The sequence below is a fragment of the Micromonospora sp. NPDC049799 genome (assembly GCF_040656655.1).
In the GTDB taxonomy this organism is placed as follows: Bacteria; Actinomycetota; Actinomycetes; order Mycobacteriales; family Micromonosporaceae; genus Micromonospora.
This window is the reverse complement of record NZ_JBFAMU010000068.1, coordinates 1-17,268: the sequence shown is the minus strand read 5'-3', so window position 1 is coordinate 17,268 and position 17,268 is coordinate 1. Positions and strand designations below refer to the sequence as shown.

General features: G+C 73.3%; 17 protein-coding genes and 3 tRNA genes. 11 read left to right on the top strand and 9 right to left on the bottom strand.

What is annotated here, in order from left to right; translation table 11 throughout:
* Positions 1 to 757, top strand: a 757-nt coding sequence (locus AB0I76_RS08655; RefSeq protein WP_357031850.1) for a LysM peptidoglycan-binding domain-containing protein, incomplete at its 5' end; no start/stop codon positions are given.
* A 158-nt stretch (positions 758 to 915) separates the two neighbouring features.
* On the opposite strand, the gene AB0I76_RS08650 is transcribed toward AB0I76_RS08655, so the two are convergent.
* Together AB0I76_RS08650 and bluB are read right to left on the bottom strand one after the other, a co-directional pair.
* The gene (locus AB0I76_RS08650) at positions 916 to 1,755 is read right to left on the bottom strand and encodes a Rieske (2Fe-2S) protein (RefSeq protein WP_357031847.1); all 840 of its coding nucleotides are present in this window, start codon (positions 1,753 to 1,755) and stop codon (positions 916 to 918) included.
* A gap of 89 nt (positions 1,756 to 1,844) precedes the next feature.
* Positions 1,845 to 2,480 carry a 5,6-dimethylbenzimidazole synthase gene (bluB, locus tag AB0I76_RS08645; protein ID WP_357031844.1) on the bottom strand — a complete coding sequence of 212 codons (636 nt, stop codon included), beginning with the start codon at positions 2,478 to 2,480 and terminating at the stop codon, positions 1,845 to 1,847.
* A 146-nt stretch (positions 2,481 to 2,626) separates the two neighbouring features.
* Between bluB and AB0I76_RS08640 the strand changes: the two genes are divergently transcribed.
* Entirely contained in the window at positions 2,627 to 3,397 is a 771-nt protein-coding gene (locus tag AB0I76_RS08640) for a crotonase/enoyl-CoA hydratase family protein (protein ID WP_357031841.1), read from the top strand.
* Here the strand turns inward: AB0I76_RS08640 and AB0I76_RS08635 are convergent.
* Positions 3,390 to 4,859, bottom strand: coding sequence for an FAD-dependent oxidoreductase (locus tag AB0I76_RS08635; RefSeq protein WP_357031839.1), 1,470 nt, complete (start codon positions 4,857 to 4,859; stop codon positions 3,390 to 3,392). The genes AB0I76_RS08640 and AB0I76_RS08635 overlap by 8 nt on opposite strands.
* A gap of 92 nt (positions 4,860 to 4,951) precedes the next feature.
* Here AB0I76_RS08635 and AB0I76_RS08630 point away from each other — a divergent pair, with 92 nt between their 5' ends.
* Entirely contained in the window at positions 4,952 to 6,016 is a 1,065-nt protein-coding gene (locus AB0I76_RS08630; RefSeq protein ID WP_357031836.1) for a serine hydrolase domain-containing protein, read from the top strand.
* Between the two features lie 60 nt (positions 6,017 to 6,076).
* Here AB0I76_RS08630 and AB0I76_RS08625 read toward each other — a convergent pair whose 3' ends face one another.
* Positions 6,077 to 7,426 (bottom strand): deoxyribodipyrimidine photo-lyase, encoded by a 1,350-nt coding sequence (locus AB0I76_RS08625; protein WP_357031833.1) that lies wholly within the window; start codon positions 7,424 to 7,426, stop codon positions 6,077 to 6,079.
* Positions 7,423 to 8,334 (bottom strand): phytoene/squalene synthase family protein, encoded by a 912-nt coding sequence (locus tag AB0I76_RS08620; RefSeq protein ID WP_357031831.1) that lies wholly within the window; start codon positions 8,332 to 8,334, stop codon positions 7,423 to 7,425. The genes AB0I76_RS08625 and AB0I76_RS08620 overlap by 4 nt, the downstream gene beginning before the upstream one ends.
* A 65-nt stretch (positions 8,335 to 8,399) precedes the next feature.
* Between AB0I76_RS08620 and AB0I76_RS08615 the strand changes: the two genes are divergently transcribed.
* From AB0I76_RS08615 to AB0I76_RS08580, 8 genes are all read left to right on the top strand, one after another.
* A complete protein-coding gene (locus AB0I76_RS08615) occupies positions 8,400 to 9,554 on the top strand; it encodes a polyprenyl synthetase family protein (RefSeq protein WP_357031827.1) in 1,155 nt (384 codons plus the stop codon).
* Positions 9,555 to 9,582: 28 nt separating this feature from the next.
* On the top strand, positions 9,583 to 11,064 hold the full coding sequence (gene crtI, locus AB0I76_RS08610) for a phytoene desaturase family protein (protein WP_357031824.1): 1,482 nt from the start codon (positions 9,583 to 9,585) through the stop codon (positions 11,062 to 11,064).
* Positions 11,061 to 11,681 carry an isopentenyl-diphosphate Delta-isomerase gene (gene idi / locus AB0I76_RS08605; RefSeq protein ID WP_357031821.1) on the top strand — a complete coding sequence of 207 codons (621 nt, stop codon included), beginning with the start codon at positions 11,061 to 11,063 and terminating at the stop codon, positions 11,679 to 11,681. The genes crtI and idi overlap by 4 nt, the downstream gene beginning before the upstream one ends.
* A complete protein-coding gene (locus AB0I76_RS08600; RefSeq protein WP_357031818.1) occupies positions 11,671 to 12,660 on the top strand; it encodes a MerR family transcriptional regulator in 990 nt (329 codons plus the stop codon). The genes idi and AB0I76_RS08600 overlap by 11 nt, the downstream gene beginning before the upstream one ends.
* A 41-nt stretch (positions 12,661 to 12,701) precedes the next feature.
* On the top strand, positions 12,702 to 13,499 hold the full coding sequence (locus AB0I76_RS08595; RefSeq protein ID WP_357031816.1) for a polysaccharide deacetylase family protein: 798 nt from the start codon (positions 12,702 to 12,704) through the stop codon (positions 13,497 to 13,499).
* A 154-nt stretch (positions 13,500 to 13,653) separates the two neighbouring features.
* Positions 13,654 to 13,726, top strand: a tRNA-Glu gene (locus AB0I76_RS08590).
* A gap of 32 nt (positions 13,727 to 13,758) precedes the next feature.
* Positions 13,759 to 13,832, top strand: a tRNA-Asp gene (locus AB0I76_RS08585).
* Positions 13,833 to 13,936: 104 nt separating this feature from the next.
* Positions 13,937 to 14,010 (top strand) — tRNA-Phe (locus tag AB0I76_RS08580).
* A 196-nt stretch (positions 14,011 to 14,206) separates the two neighbouring features.
* Here AB0I76_RS08580 and AB0I76_RS08575 read toward each other — a convergent pair.
* The 4 genes from AB0I76_RS08575 to AB0I76_RS08560 all read right to left on the bottom strand — a co-directional run.
* Positions 14,207 to 14,614, bottom strand: coding sequence for a hypothetical protein (locus AB0I76_RS08575; protein WP_357031812.1), 408 nt, complete (start codon positions 14,612 to 14,614; stop codon positions 14,207 to 14,209).
* 364 nt (positions 14,615 to 14,978) lie between these two features.
* Positions 14,979 to 15,629 carry an HAD family hydrolase gene (locus AB0I76_RS08570; RefSeq protein ID WP_357031809.1) on the bottom strand — a complete coding sequence of 217 codons (651 nt, stop codon included), beginning with the start codon at positions 15,627 to 15,629 and terminating at the stop codon, positions 14,979 to 14,981.
* Between the two features lie 191 nt (positions 15,630 to 15,820).
* Positions 15,821 to 16,834, bottom strand: coding sequence for a CU044_5270 family protein (locus tag AB0I76_RS08565; RefSeq protein WP_357031806.1), 1,014 nt, complete (start codon positions 16,832 to 16,834; stop codon positions 15,821 to 15,823).
* Positions 16,834 to 17,268 (bottom strand): sigma-70 family RNA polymerase sigma factor (locus AB0I76_RS08560; RefSeq protein ID WP_357031803.1); only part of this gene is annotated, 435 nt, incomplete at its 5' end. The genes AB0I76_RS08565 and AB0I76_RS08560, both read right to left, overlap by 1 nt.

The window sequence follows — 17,268 nt, the reverse complement described above, 5'->3', positions numbered from 1 at the left end:
CGGCCCGTACGCCCTGCCGGCAACCGCCACGGTCGCGTCCGCCGGGGCGCACACGTCGTACGCCGCGCCCTCCGGTCTCGTCGTACGGCCCGCCGCGGCGGTACCGAATACCGCCACTCCCCTCGCCCAGCCCGCGCAGGCGGCGCAGTCCGCCCAGCCCGGTCTGCCGAAGACCGCCGCGCCGGTCTATCGGGTGGCGAAGGGCGACCACCTCGGCGCGGTCGCCGAGCGCTACCTGGACAGGTTCGGCGACTACCGGGACCTGGCCGAGTTGAACCGGCTCGCCGACCCGGACCGGATCCACCCGGGGCAGCTGCTCCGGCTGCCCGCCGAGGCTCACGATCAGGGTGCCCGCTCGCACGCCAACGGTCGCCTGGTGTCCCGGTCCGGCGGACCCGTCGCCGAACGGCCGGCGAAGCCCGTACCGGTCCGGCCCGCGCCGTCCGCCGGGCCGGACGCGCCGCAGCAGGTGTCGCCCGCGCCGCCGGCGGCCGAGCTGCCGGACACTCCGGACAGGTCCACCGGCCGGGACACCGAGCATGACGGTCCGGTGATGACGGTCGGCGCGGCCCGGCCCGGCGACCCCGACCGGGTGAACCGACCCCTCGCGATCTCGGCGGTCCTCGCCGTGTCGAGCATCGTCGGCGCGCAGATCGGTGCGGTGCTGGGCCTTCGTCGTCGGCCGGCAACGGTCCGGTTCGACGCGACGGGAACCTCCTCCCGCGACATCCCGGTCGGCCGCCACCGACGCAGCTGAACCAAACCCCGCGCGAGCCCACCCCCGCCCGCCCGCCCCGCCCCGCCCCCGCGATCTTGCACTTTGGGTCTGCGGTATGGGGTGGAAAGTACCTTTCGCCCCGGCAGAAAGTGCAAGATCGCGGGGGTGGCCGGGGCGGGGCGGCTGGGGGGCGACGGTCAGGGGATGCGGGTCTCCAGCACGCCGTCCACGATGCGGGTCGGCAGGATCTGCTGGTCGTTCGCGGACGGTCCGTGGACGACCTCGCCGCCGTTGAGCCGGAACGCGCTGCCGTGCCACGGGCACACCACACAGTCGTGCCCGTCGATCCGCTGGACCTCGCCCTCACCGAGCGGACCACTCTGGTGCGGGCAGCGTTCCAGCATGACGGTCACCTCGTCGCCGTGCCGGTAGAGGATCACCGACACGTCGTCGATCTCGCGGGTGACCAGCTTCCGCTCCGGCAGCGCGGTCATGTCGGCCACCGGGTGCCAGCCGGCGCTCATCCGGTGCAGCTCGGAGATGCTCTGGTTGACCTGCGCGCCCTGCTTGTACGCCAGATGCCCGCCGATGTACGCGCCGGTGCTGGCCGCGGTGAGCCCGAGCCAGCCCAGCGTCCGGCCGAGGGCGTGCCGCCCGCTCAGTCGCGCGGCCACCGAACCGGCGTAGAACGCCAGGCCGACGGTGTTCGAGGCGGCGTGCACGAGCCCGATGCGGCGCTGGTCGCGGGCGAGCGCGGCCCAGTCGTTGAGGCCGGCGACGGCCGCCGGCAGGGCGCTGACCGTGCCCAGCGCGCAGAGGGTGGTGGCCGCCCGGCGTTGTCCCGGCATGAGGTCCAGCACCGCCGTGCTGATCCACGCGCCGACGGGGACCTGCACCATCGCCGGATGCAGCGGATGCCCCAGCCAGACACCGTGCAGCAGGTCACGCACCCGCTGCGGGCGGAGGGTGGCCTGGACGGCCCGCTGCAGCCGGTCGCCGACCCGGTCCAGCGCGGAGGCCTGCTCGATCTTCGTCATGAGTGCTCGCACGAGTACCGACTTCCCGGTACGAGCAGGAGCAAACCGGCCTCGGGGGACGGGTACCACCATCGGGTGATCGCCGACCCCTACCGCGTCTCCTCCGCCGCCCGCCATCCGTCGTGGTGGACCGCCTCGGCCAGCGGGCGGTCGCGTCGCCACCCGTGCCGGACCAGGTCGGGAACGGCTTCGAGATGGGTGACCGGGCCGAGGCAGAGCCAGGCGACCGGGCGTACGCCGTCGGGGATGCCGAGCAGGTCGGCCAGCCACGGTTCCCGGTAGAACGACACCCAGCCGACGCCGAGGCCCTCGGCGGTGGCGGCCAGCCAGAGGTTCTGGACGGCCAGGCAGGCCGAGTAGAGCCCGGTGTCGGCGATGGCGTGCCGGCCGAGCACGGCGGGGCCGCCCCGCGCCGGGTCGTACGTGACGACCACCGACAGGGTCGACTCCAGCACTCCGTCGATCTTGATGCGGCTGAACCGCTCGGCGGCCGCACCGTCGAGGGTGGCGGCGAAGGTCGCCCGCTCGGTGTGGACGTGCTCGTGGAAACGGCGGCGCAGGTCCGGGTCGCGGACCACGACGAAGTCCCACGGCTGGGAGTGGCCGACGCTCGGGGCGGCGTGCGCGGCGGCCAGCACCCGGTGCAGGGTGTCGTCGGGCACCGGCGCTCCGGTGAACTGGCCGCGTACGTCCCGACGGCGGTGGATGGCGTCGTACAGATCCATGGCAGGCTCCCGCCGCGCTCGGCCCACGCTTCTCCCCGCTCGCGCGGGGCACTCACATGATCGTTCCGCCGCCGATGCTAGCCACCGCGGCGGAACGGGAGACGGGGGACCTGGCGTGCCGGGGCCGCCGCGGGCATGCTGTCCCGATGGGCGTACGCGTCGAACGCGCCGCAGGCGTGACCACGGTGATCCTGGACCGGCCGGCGGCGCGCAACGCGGTCGACGGGCCGACCGCCCGGGCGCTCGCCGACGCGTTCCGCGCGTTCGAGGCCGACCCGGACGCGGCGGTCGCGGTGCTGTGGGGCGCCGGGGGCACGTTCTGCGCCGGTGCCGACCTGAAGGCGATCGGGACCCCGAGCGGCAACCGCGTCGAGCCGGACGGGGACGGTCCGATGGGCCCGACCCGAATGGTGCTGTCCAAGCCGGTGATCGCGGCGATCTCTGGCTACGCGGTGGCCGGCGGGCTGGAGCTGGCGCTCTGGTGCGACCTGCGGGTCGCCGAGTCCGACGCGGTGCTCGGGGTCTTCTGCCGGCGCTGGGGCGTGCCGCTGATCGACGGGGGCACCGTCCGGCTGCCCCGACTGGTCGGCGAGAGCCGCGCCATGGACCTGATCCTCACCGGCCGGGCCGTGCCGGCCGCCGAGGCGTACGACATGGGTTTGGTGAACCGGCTGGTCGCGCCGGGTGAGGCGCGGGCGGCGGCCGAGCGGCTCGCGGCCGAGATCTCCGGGCATCCGCAGACGTGCCTGCGCAACGACCGGTCGGCGGTCCTCGCCGGCGCCGGGTTGCCCGAGGCGGAGGCGCTCGGCACCGAACTGGCGTACGGGATGGGGTCGCTGGCCACCGACGCGGCCGCCGGGGCCGCCCGGTTCGTCGCCGGAGCCGGCCGGCACGGCGCGCCGCCCACGGTCAGCTGAGGTCGCGGATGGCGTCGCCGATGGCCCGGTGGAACGTCGGGTACGCGTAGATCATGTGCCGGAGCTGGGCCAGCGGCACGGCCGCGTGCACCGCCACCACCAGCCCGGACAGCACCTCGCCGCCGGCCGGGCCGACCGACGTGGCGCCGATGAGGACGCCCTGGTCGGCGTCCGCGACCACCTTGATGAACCCCTCGGACCGGTGGATCCAGCCCCGCGTCGACGACGACAGCTCGGTGAAGCCGACCTGCACGTTGATGCCACGCTCACGGGCCTGGTGCTCGGTCAGCCCGACCGCGCCGACCTCGGGGTCGGTGAAGGTGACCCGGGGCAACGCCCGGTAGTCCGCGCGGGGCACGGTGCCGGCGGACCCGCTGGAGCCGCTCGCGCCGAGCGCGCTGGTCGCGCCCATCGCGCCGCCCACGACGCTGGCGGTGCCGCTCGCGTCGGGGCCGCCGTCGGCGTGCCGGACGTGGTCGAGGACGTCGGCGACGACGATCGCCGCCTGGTACATCGCGATGTGGGTGAAGGCTCCCTCGCCGGTGAGGTCGCCGACCGCCCAGATCCCGTCGGAGACGTGCAACCGGTCGTCCACCGACAGGTAGCGCTGCTTCGCGTCGACGCCCACCGTGTCCAGGCCCAGCTCCTCCAGGTGGGCCCGGCGGCCCGTGACCACCAGCAGCCGCTCGGCGGTGAAATCGGTCCCGCCGCCCCCGTGCAGGGTGAAGTTCTGCCCGTCGTGGCTGACCCGCTCGGCCTTCACCCCGGTGTGGATCTCCACCCCGTCGGCGCGCAGCGCGGCGGCGGCCACCTCGGACGCCTCCGGCTCCTCCACCGCGAGGACACGGTCCAGCGCCTCCACCACGGTGACCCGCACCCCGAACCGGGCGAAGACCTGGGCCAGCTCCAGCCCGATCGCGCCGCCGCCCAGCACCAGCAGCGACCCCGGCAGCTCCTCGACCTCGATCGCCTGGTGGTTGGTCCAGTAGGGAGTGTCGGCCAGCCCGTCGACCGGCGGCACCGACGGTCGGGTGCCGGTGCCCAGCACGATCGCGTGCCTAGCCTGGAAGACGTGCTCGCCGACCCGGACCCGGCCGGGCCCGTCCAGCCGGCCCCCGCCCCGCACGAACCGGCCGCCGCGCCCGGTGAACCGCTCCACCGCCGCCCGGTCGTTCCAGGTGTCGGTCGCCTCCTCGCGGATCCGCTTCGCCACCGGCGCCCAGTCCGGACGGACCTGCGCCGTCCCGGCCAGGCCGTCGATCCGGCGGGCCTCGGCGATCGCGTTGGCCGCCCTGATCATCATCTTGCTCGGGATGCAGCCCCAGTACGGGCACTCGCCGCCGACCAGATCGCGCTCGATCCCGACGACGGTCAGCCCGGCCTCGGCGAGCCGCCCGGCCACCTCCTCGCCGCCGACGCCCAACCCGACAACGACCACGTCCACGATCTCCGGCTCCGCCATGCGGCCAGCATTCCCCAGCAGCGCTCCCGCGTGCCAGCGGACCACGCGACAATTCCCCGGTCGGTAAGGACGGCGACGCCTACGGTGGCCGCATGCCCGTACGCTTCGACGCCGTCCACGACTGCTTCCACGACCTTCTCGCCTCCGGACGCGAAACCGGCGCGGCCCTGGCGATCGACGTCGACGGCGAGCCCGCCGTCCGCCTCACCGGAGGTGCGAGGAAGGGCACCGATCCGTGGCGGGCGGACACCCTCGTGGCCGTCTACTCGGTCGGCAAGCCGGTGGTCGCGCTCTGCCTGCTGACCCTCGTCGACCGGGGGCGGGTCGACCTGGACGAGCAGGTCGCCGCGTACTGGCCGGGCTTCCGCACCCCCGCCACCGTCCGCCAGGTGCTCACCCACACCGCCGGGCTGCCCGCCTTCCCGGTGCCGCGACCGCCCGAGGCCGTCGCCGACTGGGACCTGCTCTGCGCCGACCTCGCCGCCGCCGACCCCGAGTGGGAGCCGGGCTCCGTCGCGGCCGAGCACGCCTGGACGTACGGGCACCTGGTGGGCGAACTGGTCCGGCGGGTCGACGGCCGGCCGGTCGGACGTTTCCTGGCGGAGGAGATCGCCGGTCCGTGGCGGCTCGACCTCGGCTACGGGCTGGGCGAGGCGGATCAGCTCCGCTGCGCCGACCTGCGGTACGGCGACCCGGAGTGGCCCCGCCTGGTGGCCGGCGCGCCCGGCTCGCTCCGGTTCCGCGCCGTGGACAACCCGGCCGGCGGGCGGGACCTGTCGGTGCTGAACAGTCCGTTGTGGCGGGGCACCGAGGTGCCCGCGGTCAACCTGCACGCCACCGCCGACGCCGTGGCCCGCCTCTACACCGGCCTGCTCGCGGGCGGCACGCTCGACGGCGTACGCCTGTTCGGTGCCGACCTGGTGACCGAGGCGACCCGGGTCCAGTACGACGGCGACGACCTGCTGCTGGACCGGCGTACCCGGTGGACGCTGGGCATGCAGTGGGAGCCGGACGGCAGCTGGGGCATGGGCGGCCTCGGGGGCAGCTCGGCCTGGGCGGACCCGGAATGCGGCTACACCTTCGCCTACACCACCGCCCACCTGGCGGACCACGACCGGGTGGACGAGCTGGTCGAGGCACTGCACTCGTGCCTCTGAGCTGTCAAGAGGGGGCCCCTCCTCTACCCGAGGCGTTAAGCGGGGGCCCTTCCTTACACCTCAGCGGAGCCAGACGGGATCGCTGTCGGGGGCAGCCAGTGGGGGCGGGTAGTCGAGGGTGCGGCGGAGCTGGTCGGGCAGCCGCCAGGGCTGGTGGACCGCCTTGCCCTCGACACCGGCCAGCTCGGGCACCCACCGCCGGACGTACGCGCCGTCGGGGTCGTACCGCTCGGCCTGCCGGACGGGGTTGAAGCCCCGGTACGGGCGGGTGTCGTTGCCGGTCCCGGCGACCCACTGCCAGTTGCCGGAGTTGTTGGCCACGTCGCCGTCGAGCAACCAGCGGAAGAAGACCGCGACTCCCGGCCGCCAGTCGAGCCGGAGGCTCTTGGTGAGGTAGCCGGCGGTGATCAGCCGGGCCCGGTTGTGCATCCAGCCCTCGGCGCGCATCTGCCGCATGCCCGCGTCGACGATCGGCACCCCGGTACGCCCCTCGGTCCACGCCGCGAGGGCGTCCTCGTCGTACCGCCAGTCCTCGGTGGCCCCCCGCCGGTACGCCGTGCCGGAGATCTCCGGGAACCCGGCCGTGACCTGGTAGTAGAAGTCGCGCCAGCAGACCTGCCGGACGAACGGCGAGTCGCGGTCCCCGGCGGCCTCGGCGACGGTCAGCGGGGACAGGCAGCCCCACCGCAGGTACGGGCTGAGCCGCGAGGTGCCGTCACCGGCCATGTCGTCGTGCAGGTCGTCGTACGTGGGCAGGGTCGGCAGCCACTGCGTCAGCCGACGCCGGGCCACGTCCTCGCCTCCGACGGCGGCGTCCGGTGAGTCGCCGGCCGGCGGGTCGGGCAGCCGCCCGACGGTCACCCCGTCGGGGAGCGGGACCCGACTGGGCGCGGCCAGTTCCTCCCGCCAGGAGCGCCGGGACCAGGCCCGGTGGTACGGGCTGAACACCCGGTAGTGGTCGCCGCCGCCGGGGCGCAGGTCGCCCGGCTCCACGACGGTGAGACCGGGGAACAGCCGCAGGGCCAGTCGGTGCCGTTCGCACTCGGCGCGCAGCCGGCGCTCCCGTCGGCGGGCGTACCGGCTGACGTCGGCGGACAGGGCGATCCCCTCGGCGCCGACCTCGCGGGCGAGCTGCACCGTCTCGGCCACCGGGTCGCCCCGCCGAACGACCAGGTCGCCGCCCAGGCGACGCAGGGCCTCCTTCAGCGCCGCCAGGCTCTGGTGCAGGAACCGGGTGCGGTTGGGAGACAGCCCGGCCAGCGCCGGATCGAGGACGTACAGGGGTACCACCCGGTCGAAGGCGGCGCAGGTGGTCGCCAGCGCCGGGTGGTCGTGCACCCGCAGGTCGCGGGTGAAGAGCACGACGCCGGTACGCGGGCTCCCGCCGCCTCGTGTGGTGGGCGCGCTCACGGGATCGGCGGTCCGGGGACCACGACCGGGGCGCCGGTGGGGGTGAGCAGGGCGCGGGCGGCCACGGCCATCCGCCGGCGCTGGGGCACCAGGGCACGATTGACGAACACGTCGTAGTCCTGGGCGGCCACCTCGTCGAGGATGCCGCCGTAGAGCGCGTACGCGGTGCGCATGCAGGCCTGCGAGGCGGGCGCGAGCAGGGTGATGCCGGGGGCGGCGGCCAGGTAGTGCGCCTGCGCGCGGGTCACCTCGTACCGGATCAGCTCACGGATCGGCTCGGTGGTGCGGCCGGCGGCCCGCGCCCGCGCCAGGTCCTCGCGGGTGACACCGAAGCGGCCCATGTCCTCGTCCGGCAGGTACGTCCGGCCCCGGTCCAGGTCCTCGGCCACGTCGCGGATGAAGTTGGTGAGCTGGAAGGCGAAGCCGAGCTGACGGGCCGGCTCCCGGGCGGCGGTCGGATCCGAGCTGCCCAGGATCGGCAGCATCATGGTGCCGATGACGGCGGCGGAGCCCTCCATGTAGTCGAGCAGGTGGTCGTACGTGCGGTACGAGCTCACCGTCAGGTCCATCGCCATGCTCTTCAGGAACGACGCAAAGTCGTCCCGGTCGAGATCGAAGATGGCGATGGTGTGCAGGACGGCCGGGAGCAGCGGGTCGTCGACCGGCTCCCCGTGCAGTCCGGCGATGAAGCGACCGCCCCAGTCGTCGAGCCGGGCCGCCCGCTCGGTGGGGGGCAGGTCCTCGGTCCGGTCGACGATCTCGTCCGCGTACCGCGTGAAACCGTACAAAGCATGCACATGGCGTCGTTTCCATGCGGGAAGCAGGCGGGTGGCGAGATAGTAGGTCCGGCCATGACGCCTGTGCAGCTGGCGGCAACGCTCATAGGCAGCGGTGAGATCCGTGTCCACCGGCCCTCCTCATTTATCGACGCACCAATCGACGCAACTCGTAACCTTAGGGTACGCTCGCCCACATGGCCAACGACGCAGTTGCGGGTAATGCGCTCCGCGTGGCGCCGGCGGGGCCGGCCGAGGGGGACGATCCGATCCGCGCGGTCCTGGCCGCGTACACGAAAGACTTGATCAGAGCGGTCGACGACACGCTCGCCGGCTTCCTCGCCACCGAGGTCGCCGCCCTCACCCGGATCGACGCGGCGATGGGCGGATTCGCCGCGACGGCGAGCGACTACGTGCTGGGCGGCGGCAAGCGGGTCCGCCCGACGTTCGCCTACTGGGGCTGGCGCGGCGTGATCGGCAACGGCGACCCGCTGCCCCCGGTGCTGCCCGCCCTCTCGGCTCTCGAACTCCTGCACACGTTCGCGCTGGTGCACGACGACGTGATGGACGCGTCCGCCACCCGCCGCGGCCGGCCCACCGCCCACGTGGCGCTGGCCGCCCAGCACGCCGCCGCCGGCCACCGCGGCGATCCGGATCGTTTCGGTGAGGCCGTCGCGGTGCTGATCGGCGACCTCTGCATGGTCTGGGCCGACCGGCTGCTGTCCCAGGCCACCCTTCCGCCGGCCCGCCTGCTCGAGGTCCGCCGCTGCTACGACCAGATGCGCGTGGAGACCGTGGCCGGGCAGTACCTCGACGTGCTCGGCGAGAGCGACGCGGCGAACTGGTCGGTGGATCGCGCGCTGCGGGTCGCCCGCTACAAGACCGCGAGCTACACCGTGCAGCGCCCGCTGCTCTTCGGTGCCTGCCTGGCCGGCGCCGAGCCCGAGGGGCCGCTCACCGCCGCGTACAGCCGCTACGGGCTGGCCGTCGGCGAGGCGTTCCAGCTCCGCGACGACCTGCTCGGCGTCTACGGCGACCCGGTGACCACCGGTAAACCGGCCGGCGACGACCTGCGCATCGGCAAGCCCACCACGCTGCTCATGCTGGCCCGGCAACTGGCCACGCCCGCACAGCGACGGGGGCTCGACGGCGCGGGCGCCGAAGCGACCGACCAGGAGATCGGCCGGCTGGCCGGGGTGGTGGCCGACACCGGCGCGGTCACCCGCGTGGAACGGATGATCGACGACCGGGTGGCCGAGGCGCTGGCCGCACTGGACACCGCACCGATCGACGAGACGGCGCGCACCGCGCTGACCGGCCTCGCCACCGCCGCCACCCACCGGCGTTCATGATGGGCAATCTCGAGAAGGAGGTGGCGTCGTGCGCACCGTGAACGGACGGACCGACCGCGTGGTGGTCGTCGGCGCGGGTCTCGGCGGGCTGGCGTGCGCCCTGCACCTGGCCGGCAGCGGCCGGCAGGTGACCGTGCTGGAGCGCGAGTCGGTACCCGGTGGGCGGGCCGGCCGGCTCAGCGTCGACGGGTACGAGTTCGACACCGGGCCGGTCGTGCTGACCGTGCCGGACCTCATCGCCGAGGCACTCGGTGCGGTCGGCGAGGAGTTGGACGACTGGATGGACCTGACTCCGCTCGACCCGGCCTACCGGGCGTACTACCCGGACGGCTCGACCCTGGACGTCATCACCGACACGACCCGCATGGCCGCCGAGATCTCCCGCGTGTGCGGTCCCCGGGAGGCCGACGGCTACCTGCGCTTCGTCGACCACGCGCGGAAGCTGTGGCAGCTGGAGCGGGCGGACTTCATCGAGCGCAACCTGGACGCGCCCACCGACCTGCTCACCGGCAACCTGCTCAAACTGGTCGCCAGCGGCGCCTTCCGGCGCATGCAGACGAAGATCAACCAGTTCTTCGAGGACCCGCGCACCCAGCGCATCTTCTCCTTCCAGGCGATGTACGCCGGCCTCGCCCCGCAGGACGCGCTGGCCATCTACACGGTCATCGCGTACCTCGACTCGGTCGCCGGTGTCTTCTTCCCGCGCGGCGGCATCCACGCCCTCTCGCGCGGGATGGCCGGCGCCGCGGAGAAGCACGGCGTGCAGATCCGGTACGACACGACGGTGGCCCGGGTGGAGACCTCCGGCGGGCGCGCCACCGGCGTGGTGACCGCCGACGGCGAGCTGATCCCGGCCGACGTGGTGGTGCTCAACCCGGACCTACCGGTCGCCTACCGCGACCTGCTGCCCCCGGCCCGCCAGCGCAAGCTCACCTACTCGCCGTCCTGCGTGGTCCTGCACGTGGGGTCGAAGCAGGGATATGACAAGATCGCCCACCACAACATCCACTTCGGGCGGGCCTGGAAGGGCACCTTCGATGAGATCATCCGGCGAGGTGAGCTGATGAGCGACCCGTCGCTGATGGTGACCAACCCGAGCCGGACCGACCCGTCGGTGGCGCCCGCCGGCCGGCACACCTACTACGTCCTCGCCCCGGTGCCCAACCTCGACCGGGCGCCCTTCGACTGGCGGGGCGACCTCACCGAGCGGTACACCGACCAGCTCATCGGCACGCTGGAGGAGCGCGGCTACGTCGGTTTCGGCGAGGGCGTCGAGGTGCTGCGCGCCGTCACCCCCGCCGAGTGGGAGGAGCAGGGAATGGCCGCCGGCACGCCCTTCGCCTCCGCGCACAGCCTCTTCCAGACCGGTCCGTTCCGCCCGTCCAACCTGCACCGCTCGCTGGACAACGTGGTCTTCGTCGGCTCGGGCACCCAGCCCGGCGTGGGCGTGCCGATGGTGCTCATCTCGGGCAAGCTCGCCGCCGGCCGCATCACCGGGGCGACCCGATGACCTACCGGGAGAAGCACCTCGTCGAGCTGGTCGACGACGCCGGGCAGGCGGTCGGCGAGACCAGCGTCTCGGCCGCGCACCAGCCTCCGGGCCAGCTGCACCGGGCCTTCTCGGTGCTGCTTGTCGATCCGGCGGGCCGGGTGCTGCTCCAGCGCCGTGCCGCCGTCAAGACCCGCTTCCCGCTGCGCTGGGGCAACTCGTGCTGCGGGCACCCCGCTCCCGGCCAGTCGCTGGCCGAGGCGGCCAACCGCCGGCTCCACGAGGAGCTGGGCGCCGGCCCGGTGGAGTTGACCGAGGTCGGGGTCTACATCTACTACGCCGAGGACCCGAGCACCGGGCGGGTCGAGTTCGAGTACGACCACGTCCTCCGCGCGAACGTGCCGGCCGACCTGCCGGTGCACCCCGACCCGGACGAGGTCGCCGAGCTCCGGTGGGTCGACCCGGTCGCCCTGGAGGCCGAGCTCGACGCCGACCCCTGCTCGTACGCACCCTGGCTGGGCGGGGTGGTGAACCGGTTGCTGCGCCCCTCGGGGGCGGCCGTCGCGTCGTCCGACCTGACCCGGACCTCTTCCCGGCTCCCGGCCGACGACGCGGCGGAGCGGTCGGGTGGCCGATGAGGCGCTGAGCGCCGGAGCCGTCGCCCGGCGGCTCGGAGTCGCCGTCACGACCCTGCGCACCTGGCACCAGCGCTACGGGCTCGGACCGAGCGAGCACGTCCCGGGGCACCACCGGCGCTACACCCCGTCCGACCTCGCACGCCTGGAGATCATGCGCCGGCTCACCGCCGAGGGGGTCACCCCCGCGGAGGCCGCCCGCTGGGCCCGCCAGGCGCCCGACGCCGTACCGCCGGAGACCGTCCGGACGCGGGCGCGCGCCGCAGGCGGCCGGGACGGCGGCGGACCGACGATCCCCGTCGGCCGGGCCGGGCCGGCGGCCCGCGGGCTGGCGCGGGCGGCCATGCGGTTGGACTCCGCCGCGATCAGCGAGACGATCATGCGCACCGTCGAGGCCGACGGCGTGGTGGCCACCTGGGACGGGCTGCTGCGCCCGGTGCTCGTCGGCATCGGCGAGCGGCACGCCGCCACCGCCGGCCTGATCGAGGTCGAGCACCTGGTGTCCCGGTGCGTCTCCGAGGCGCTCGCGGCGGTCGCCCGGAGCGCCGCGGTCCCGGGCCCGGCCCGTCTCCTGCTCTCCTGCGCCGACGAGGAGCAGCACAGCCTCCCCCTGGAGGCGCTCGCCGCCGCCCTGGCCGAGGCCGGCGTCGCGTACCGGATGCTCGGCGCCCGGGTGCCGATCGCCGCGCTGATGGAGGCGGTCGACCGCACCGGCCCGGCGGCCGTCGTGGTGTGGTCGCACACCCGGGCCACCGCCGATCCCGCCCAGCTCACCGCCCTGCTGGCCGCGCCCCGACGGCCGCTGCTGGTGCTCGCCGCCGGGCCCGGGTGGCGGGCCGACACACTCCCGGCCGGGGTCGTGCGCCCCGTCGACCTCGGGGAGGCGGTATCGCTGGCCGTGGCCGTACGCGACTCGCTGGACCAGTCGGTGGCGGACCAGGGCGGCGGTCGAGGACTCCCGGGACGGGGCGCCGTCCGCTAGCGTTCTGGGGTCCGCCGACCCCGACCCCCTTCGGGAGCGACATGCGCCTCCGCGCTCTCCCCGCGTACGGCCTGGCCCTGCTCCTCCTGGTCGCCGGCTGCGGCGACGCCGACAGTCCCGGCGCGGCCGGCGGCGGCCCCGCGCCGGTGGCCTCCGGACCCTTGCCGGACGAGCCGCCCGCACCCACGGCGCCCCCGCCCACCCGTGCCGTCCCGACCCGGCCCCCGCTCCGCCCGCTGCCGGCCCGGCTGCCGGCCGGTCTGCAGCGCACCTCCGGCGTACGCGCGGTGGCCCTGACCTTCGACGACGGTCCGGACCCGGTCTGGACGCCAAAGGTCCTCGACGAGCTGAAGGCCGCCGGGGTCACCGCCACGTTCTGTGTGGTGGGCAGCGAGGTGACACGGCACCCGGCGCTGGTCCGCCGGATCGTCCGCGAGGGCCACCAGCTCTGCAACCACAGCTGGCGCCACGACTTCGACCTCGGTCGCCGGCCGGTCGCCGAGATCCGGGCCGACCTGGTCCGCACCAACCAGGCCATCCGCGCCGCGGTCCCCCGGGCGAAGGTGCCGTTCTACCGGCAGCCGGGTGGCCGGTGGACGCCCGAGGTGGTGGCGGTCGCGAAGAAGCTCGGCATGCGGTCGCTGCACTGGACCGTCGACCCGAAGGACTGGGGGAAGCCGACGGCCACCACCATCGCCGCCCGCGTACGCGTCGCGGCCCGGCCCGGCTCCGTCGTCCTGCTGCACGACGGGGGCGGTGACCGGGCCGCCACCCTGGCCGCCTGCCCCGGCCTGATCGGCGACCTGAAGCGCCGGCACGGCGTCGCCCGGTTGGGGTAGATGCCACTTGACCTGCGATTTCGTAGATCGTTGTGGCTCGGGCCATACCGGTTTGGTCGGGCGGCCGGGCATCACGTATGCTTTCCAAGCCTCCGGCGGGGCCGGATGGGAGCAAGTCCGCTTGAAGTTGCGAATGTGCAATGATGGCGGGGCCGCCCTCATCGTCTAGCGGCCCAGGACGCCGCCCTTTCAAGGCGGTAGCACGGGTTCGAATCCCGTTGGGGGCACGATCCGGCTTCGGTCGGAGGCAACAAAGCTAGGTCCTGTGGAGCAGTTGGAGTGCTCGCCGCCCTGTCAAGGCGGAGGTCGCGGGTTCAAGTCCCGTCAGGACCGCAAGCGCTGACGCCGCGCCTACACCGCGCGGCGTTCTGCGTATCGGAGCAGGCAACCCTCCGGGCGGAGAACCGTCCCTGCGGGTAGCATGAGCCGAGCACCACGGCCAGGTAGCTCAGTTGGTACGAGCGTCCGACTGAAAATCGGAAGGTCGGCGGTTCGACCCCGCCCCTGGCCACATAGCCTTTCGCCGGGCTACAGCAGCGCCGACCAGCGGAAACGCCGGTCGGCGTTTTGCTTGGTGCCCCCGAAAGTTCGTCTGTCCGGTCTGGCCCTCGTTGACCCCGGAATCCAGCTCCTGGCCGCCCCTTGTCGCACGTGGATCGCGCGGCCAATGCCCCCTGTTGACGGTCCGGGTACCGGCTACTGGCACATCACAGCAGCGAGTTCCCGACCGTTGGATAGTCGCCCGGCAGGTAGGCGTAGTCGGGATCGTGCGGGTCGTAGACCACAGTGACTCGGTCACCGGGAGTGGGGCGGTCGGTCGGAAGGCCGTTCACGCGCGCGCTCAGGGCCTCGCCGTCCGGGGTGATGATCTGCACCGACATGGTGGGCTTCCGTTGCGTCACCCATTCGACGACGCCAGCCGTCAGCTCGCCCCGCTCTTGGAGGTTGCGCCGGGTGAACAGCCCACCAACTCCCCATCCGACCACCGTGAAGGCGTAGCACCCGGCCAGGAGCAGGCAGAACGCCGGGTGCCGGAGCCAGTAGCCGGGACGCCCTCGGCTACGAGGTTCCTCCTGGACCGGGCCGACCGGCTGCCCGGTGGTCCATGGCTGCATCCCTCGTGAGCGCCGCCGGTACTGCTTGACCACCGCCACCACCCCCACGGACGTCGCGCTTGGTTTGTACGCGCCGACTGTAGGCCGCGACGCAAAGCTGGAACGCCGAGCCGGAACGGTCAACAGCGACGCCACCCGCACCTCCGCGCCCACCCCGAAGGCGCGCGAACTGCCCATCCCTGACGCGACCCTTCAGAAGCGCGTTTCCGGGGCTGCTCGGCCAAGTCAACGCACGCGGGAGCATGTGGATCTCCTCGTCGGACAGTCGTAGACCGTCCAGGCCGGGGCCGGGCCCGCGCGGCCCGCTTTGCGGACCGCCTTGATCCGAAAGAGGGGTGCGTTGTGCTGTGGTCGTCCCGCGTGGTCAGGCCGCGTCCAGCAGAGCCGGAAGTTTCCGCATGTCGTCGAAGACCACCGTGTCCGGGCCCTCCAGCCGGTGCGCGGGGGTCAATCCGCCCGCATAGCCGAAGCAGCGCATCCCAGCGGCGCGGGCCGCTTGGACTCCGTAGTGGCTGTCCTCGACCACGACACACGCCGCGGGCGGGACACCCATCGCCGCCGCCGCGTGCAGGAACAGGTCGGGAGCGGGCTTGCCGTGGGCGACCTCGGTCGCGCTGAAGATGCGACCCTCAAAGCGGGGATACAGGCCGGTGCAGCCCAGGGTGTGGCGCATCTTCTCGTGCGTACCGCTGGAGGCCACGCACGTCGGCTGGGTGATCTTGTCGAGCGCGTCGCTGATCCCGTCGACGGCGGCCAGTCCGGCGTCCACCGCTTGACGGTGTGCCAGGTCGAACCGGTCCGCCCAGGTGGCGGCCGCGCCCTGTCCGAGGCGGGCCGCGATCTGCTCACCGATGGATGTGCTGGACCGGCCGATGAAGCGCTCGATGACCTCCGCCTCGGTCAGCGGCCAGCCCAGTTCCGCGCCAAGCGCGATGTTGACACGGACCGCGATGCGCTCGCTGTCGACCAGCACCCCGTCGCAGTCGAAGATGACGAGCCCGATCGGATCGATCATCGGTACAGGCTAGTCGCGTGGGAGGGCGAACCTGCCGGCACGGCACCCAAGTTCCCCGGAGGCGCCGGATCGCCGTCACCGCCGAGGTGGCGGAGCGGCTGTTCGTGAACGCGATGGGACGCTGCCCCGGCGCGAGATGGAGATGCGAACCGGGGCCACCCCCACAGGAGTGGCCCCGGCGCCAAGCAGGATCAGTTGACCCGATCGAGCCAGGCGGTGCCGAGGATCACCCGGTACGCGCTGATCCGTACCGGCGAGAGAGCCAGTAGCTCGTGGGCGAGCAGTTCTCCGGTTTTGGGGTCGAAGATCAGGAGGGACTGTTGGTTGTGCTCGCGGTCGTCGAAGGTGATGGCTACACCGTTCCGACCGGCCCGATCGGTTACCGGTCCGCGCCACAGGAATCCCGGCACGTCGGCAAGGACCCGCAGGATCTCAGCGCGCGTCTGACGCGGGACGACATACCGCCCGTACACCGTGCTGACTTCCTTGCTGACGGCGCCGCCACCGAACCTGATTTTGAGTAAATCGTTCAGCTGTGCCCGACCCGAGGGCAATGGCGCGAGGTCCATCGGTGGCAGCGGAACGCTGTCAGGCGCGGGGGTGGCGGACGCGGCAGCCTCGGGCTTGAGGTTGCGCTGCCAGTAGTCCCGCGACTCCGGGTCCGGATACTGCGGCTCAAGTTGAGCCGTAACCTGAGTACCGGTCCCGTCGGCCGCCTGCCAGACCCTGGTCTCGCGTGCGAAAGCTACGTGATAGCGACCGTCGGCGGATGTCATCACTGGGTCGCCCCACGTCTTCGTGTGGTGGTACATGTACCGGCCGCTGCGGTTGTCGTACTCCGCGTCGACGAGCCTGTTCGCCATCGCGCGCAGTTGGCTTCCGGCATCACGGGCGCCAGAGCGGTACGCCACCGGCACGAGCACCATCCCTGGATCCGCTGCGGGGGGACTGACGATGTCCGAGGTATCCGGGTTGGACGGGCCGATGGTCTGGGCAATTGCTGCGGCGCCGACCGCTACGGCCAGCGTCCCGGCCAGAACCAGCCGCCGGGTCGGACGTGCCTGACGGCGATGGGCGGCCGGCTCGGCGAGAGCCTCCGCGCGGTTGATCAGGTCGTGTGCCGACAGGCGGGGCGGTGCGACGGCGCTGTGTCGGGCCGGGTCGATCGGCTTGAGGAGACTGCGGGTTCGTTCTTCTCCGAACATCACAGGACCTTTCGAGGACTGGCCAACACCGGCTGCTGTGCCGGCGGGAAAGCTCGGTGGGACATGGCCTCGTTGAGGCGTCGGCGCGCGCGGTGCAGGCGCACCGCGGCGGTGGTGCGGGTACAGCCGAGGACCTGAGCGGCCTCGGACACCGTCAACTCCTCCCAGCCGACCAACCGGAGGATTTCCTGGTCGAGGTCGGTGAGGGTGGTCATGGCCGCCTGAAGATCGGTGATGCCAACGGTCGCGTCGGCACCGGGCAGACCCGGCTCTCGCAGGTGGCCGGCGTCGGCGATCGGCAGTACATCCGGCGCGGCCCGATGAGCCCGCCATCGGTTCGCCAACAGGCGCCGGGCCACCCCGTACAGCCAGGGCAGGCTGCGGTCCGGGACCTCGCGTCGACGCCGCCAGGCGATGACGAACACGTCCTGAGC

Coding starts and splice junctions, on each gene's coding strand:
- bluB (WP_357031844.1), bottom strand. CDS start 2,480: ATGGATCTGTACGACGCCATCCACCGCCGTCGGGACGTACGCGGCCAG.
- AB0I76_RS08570 (WP_357031809.1), bottom strand. CDS start 15,629: ATGATCGATCCGATCGGGCTCGTCATCTTCGACTGCGACGGGGTGCTG.
- AB0I76_RS08650 (WP_357031847.1), bottom strand. CDS start 1,755: ATGACGAAGATCGAGCAGGCCTCCGCGCTGGACCGGGTCGGCGACCGG.
- AB0I76_RS08630 (WP_357031836.1), top strand. CDS start 4,952: ATGCCCGTACGCTTCGACGCCGTCCACGACTGCTTCCACGACCTTCTC.
- AB0I76_RS08635 (WP_357031839.1), bottom strand. CDS start 4,859: ATGGCGGAGCCGGAGATCGTGGACGTGGTCGTTGTCGGGTTGGGCGTC.
- AB0I76_RS08615 (WP_357031827.1), top strand. CDS start 8,400: ATGGCCAACGACGCAGTTGCGGGTAATGCGCTCCGCGTGGCGCCGGCG.
- AB0I76_RS08595 (WP_357031816.1), top strand. CDS start 12,702: ATGCGCCTCCGCGCTCTCCCCGCGTACGGCCTGGCCCTGCTCCTCCTG.
- AB0I76_RS08640 (WP_357031841.1), top strand. CDS start 2,627: ATGGGCGTACGCGTCGAACGCGCCGCAGGCGTGACCACGGTGATCCTG.
- AB0I76_RS08565 (WP_357031806.1), bottom strand. CDS start 16,834: ATGTTCGGAGAAGAACGAACCCGCAGTCTCCTCAAGCCGATCGACCCG.
- idi (WP_357031821.1), top strand. CDS start 11,061: ATGACCTACCGGGAGAAGCACCTCGTCGAGCTGGTCGACGACGCCGGG.
- AB0I76_RS08575 (WP_357031812.1), bottom strand. CDS start 14,614: ATGCAGCCATGGACCACCGGGCAGCCGGTCGGCCCGGTCCAGGAGGAA.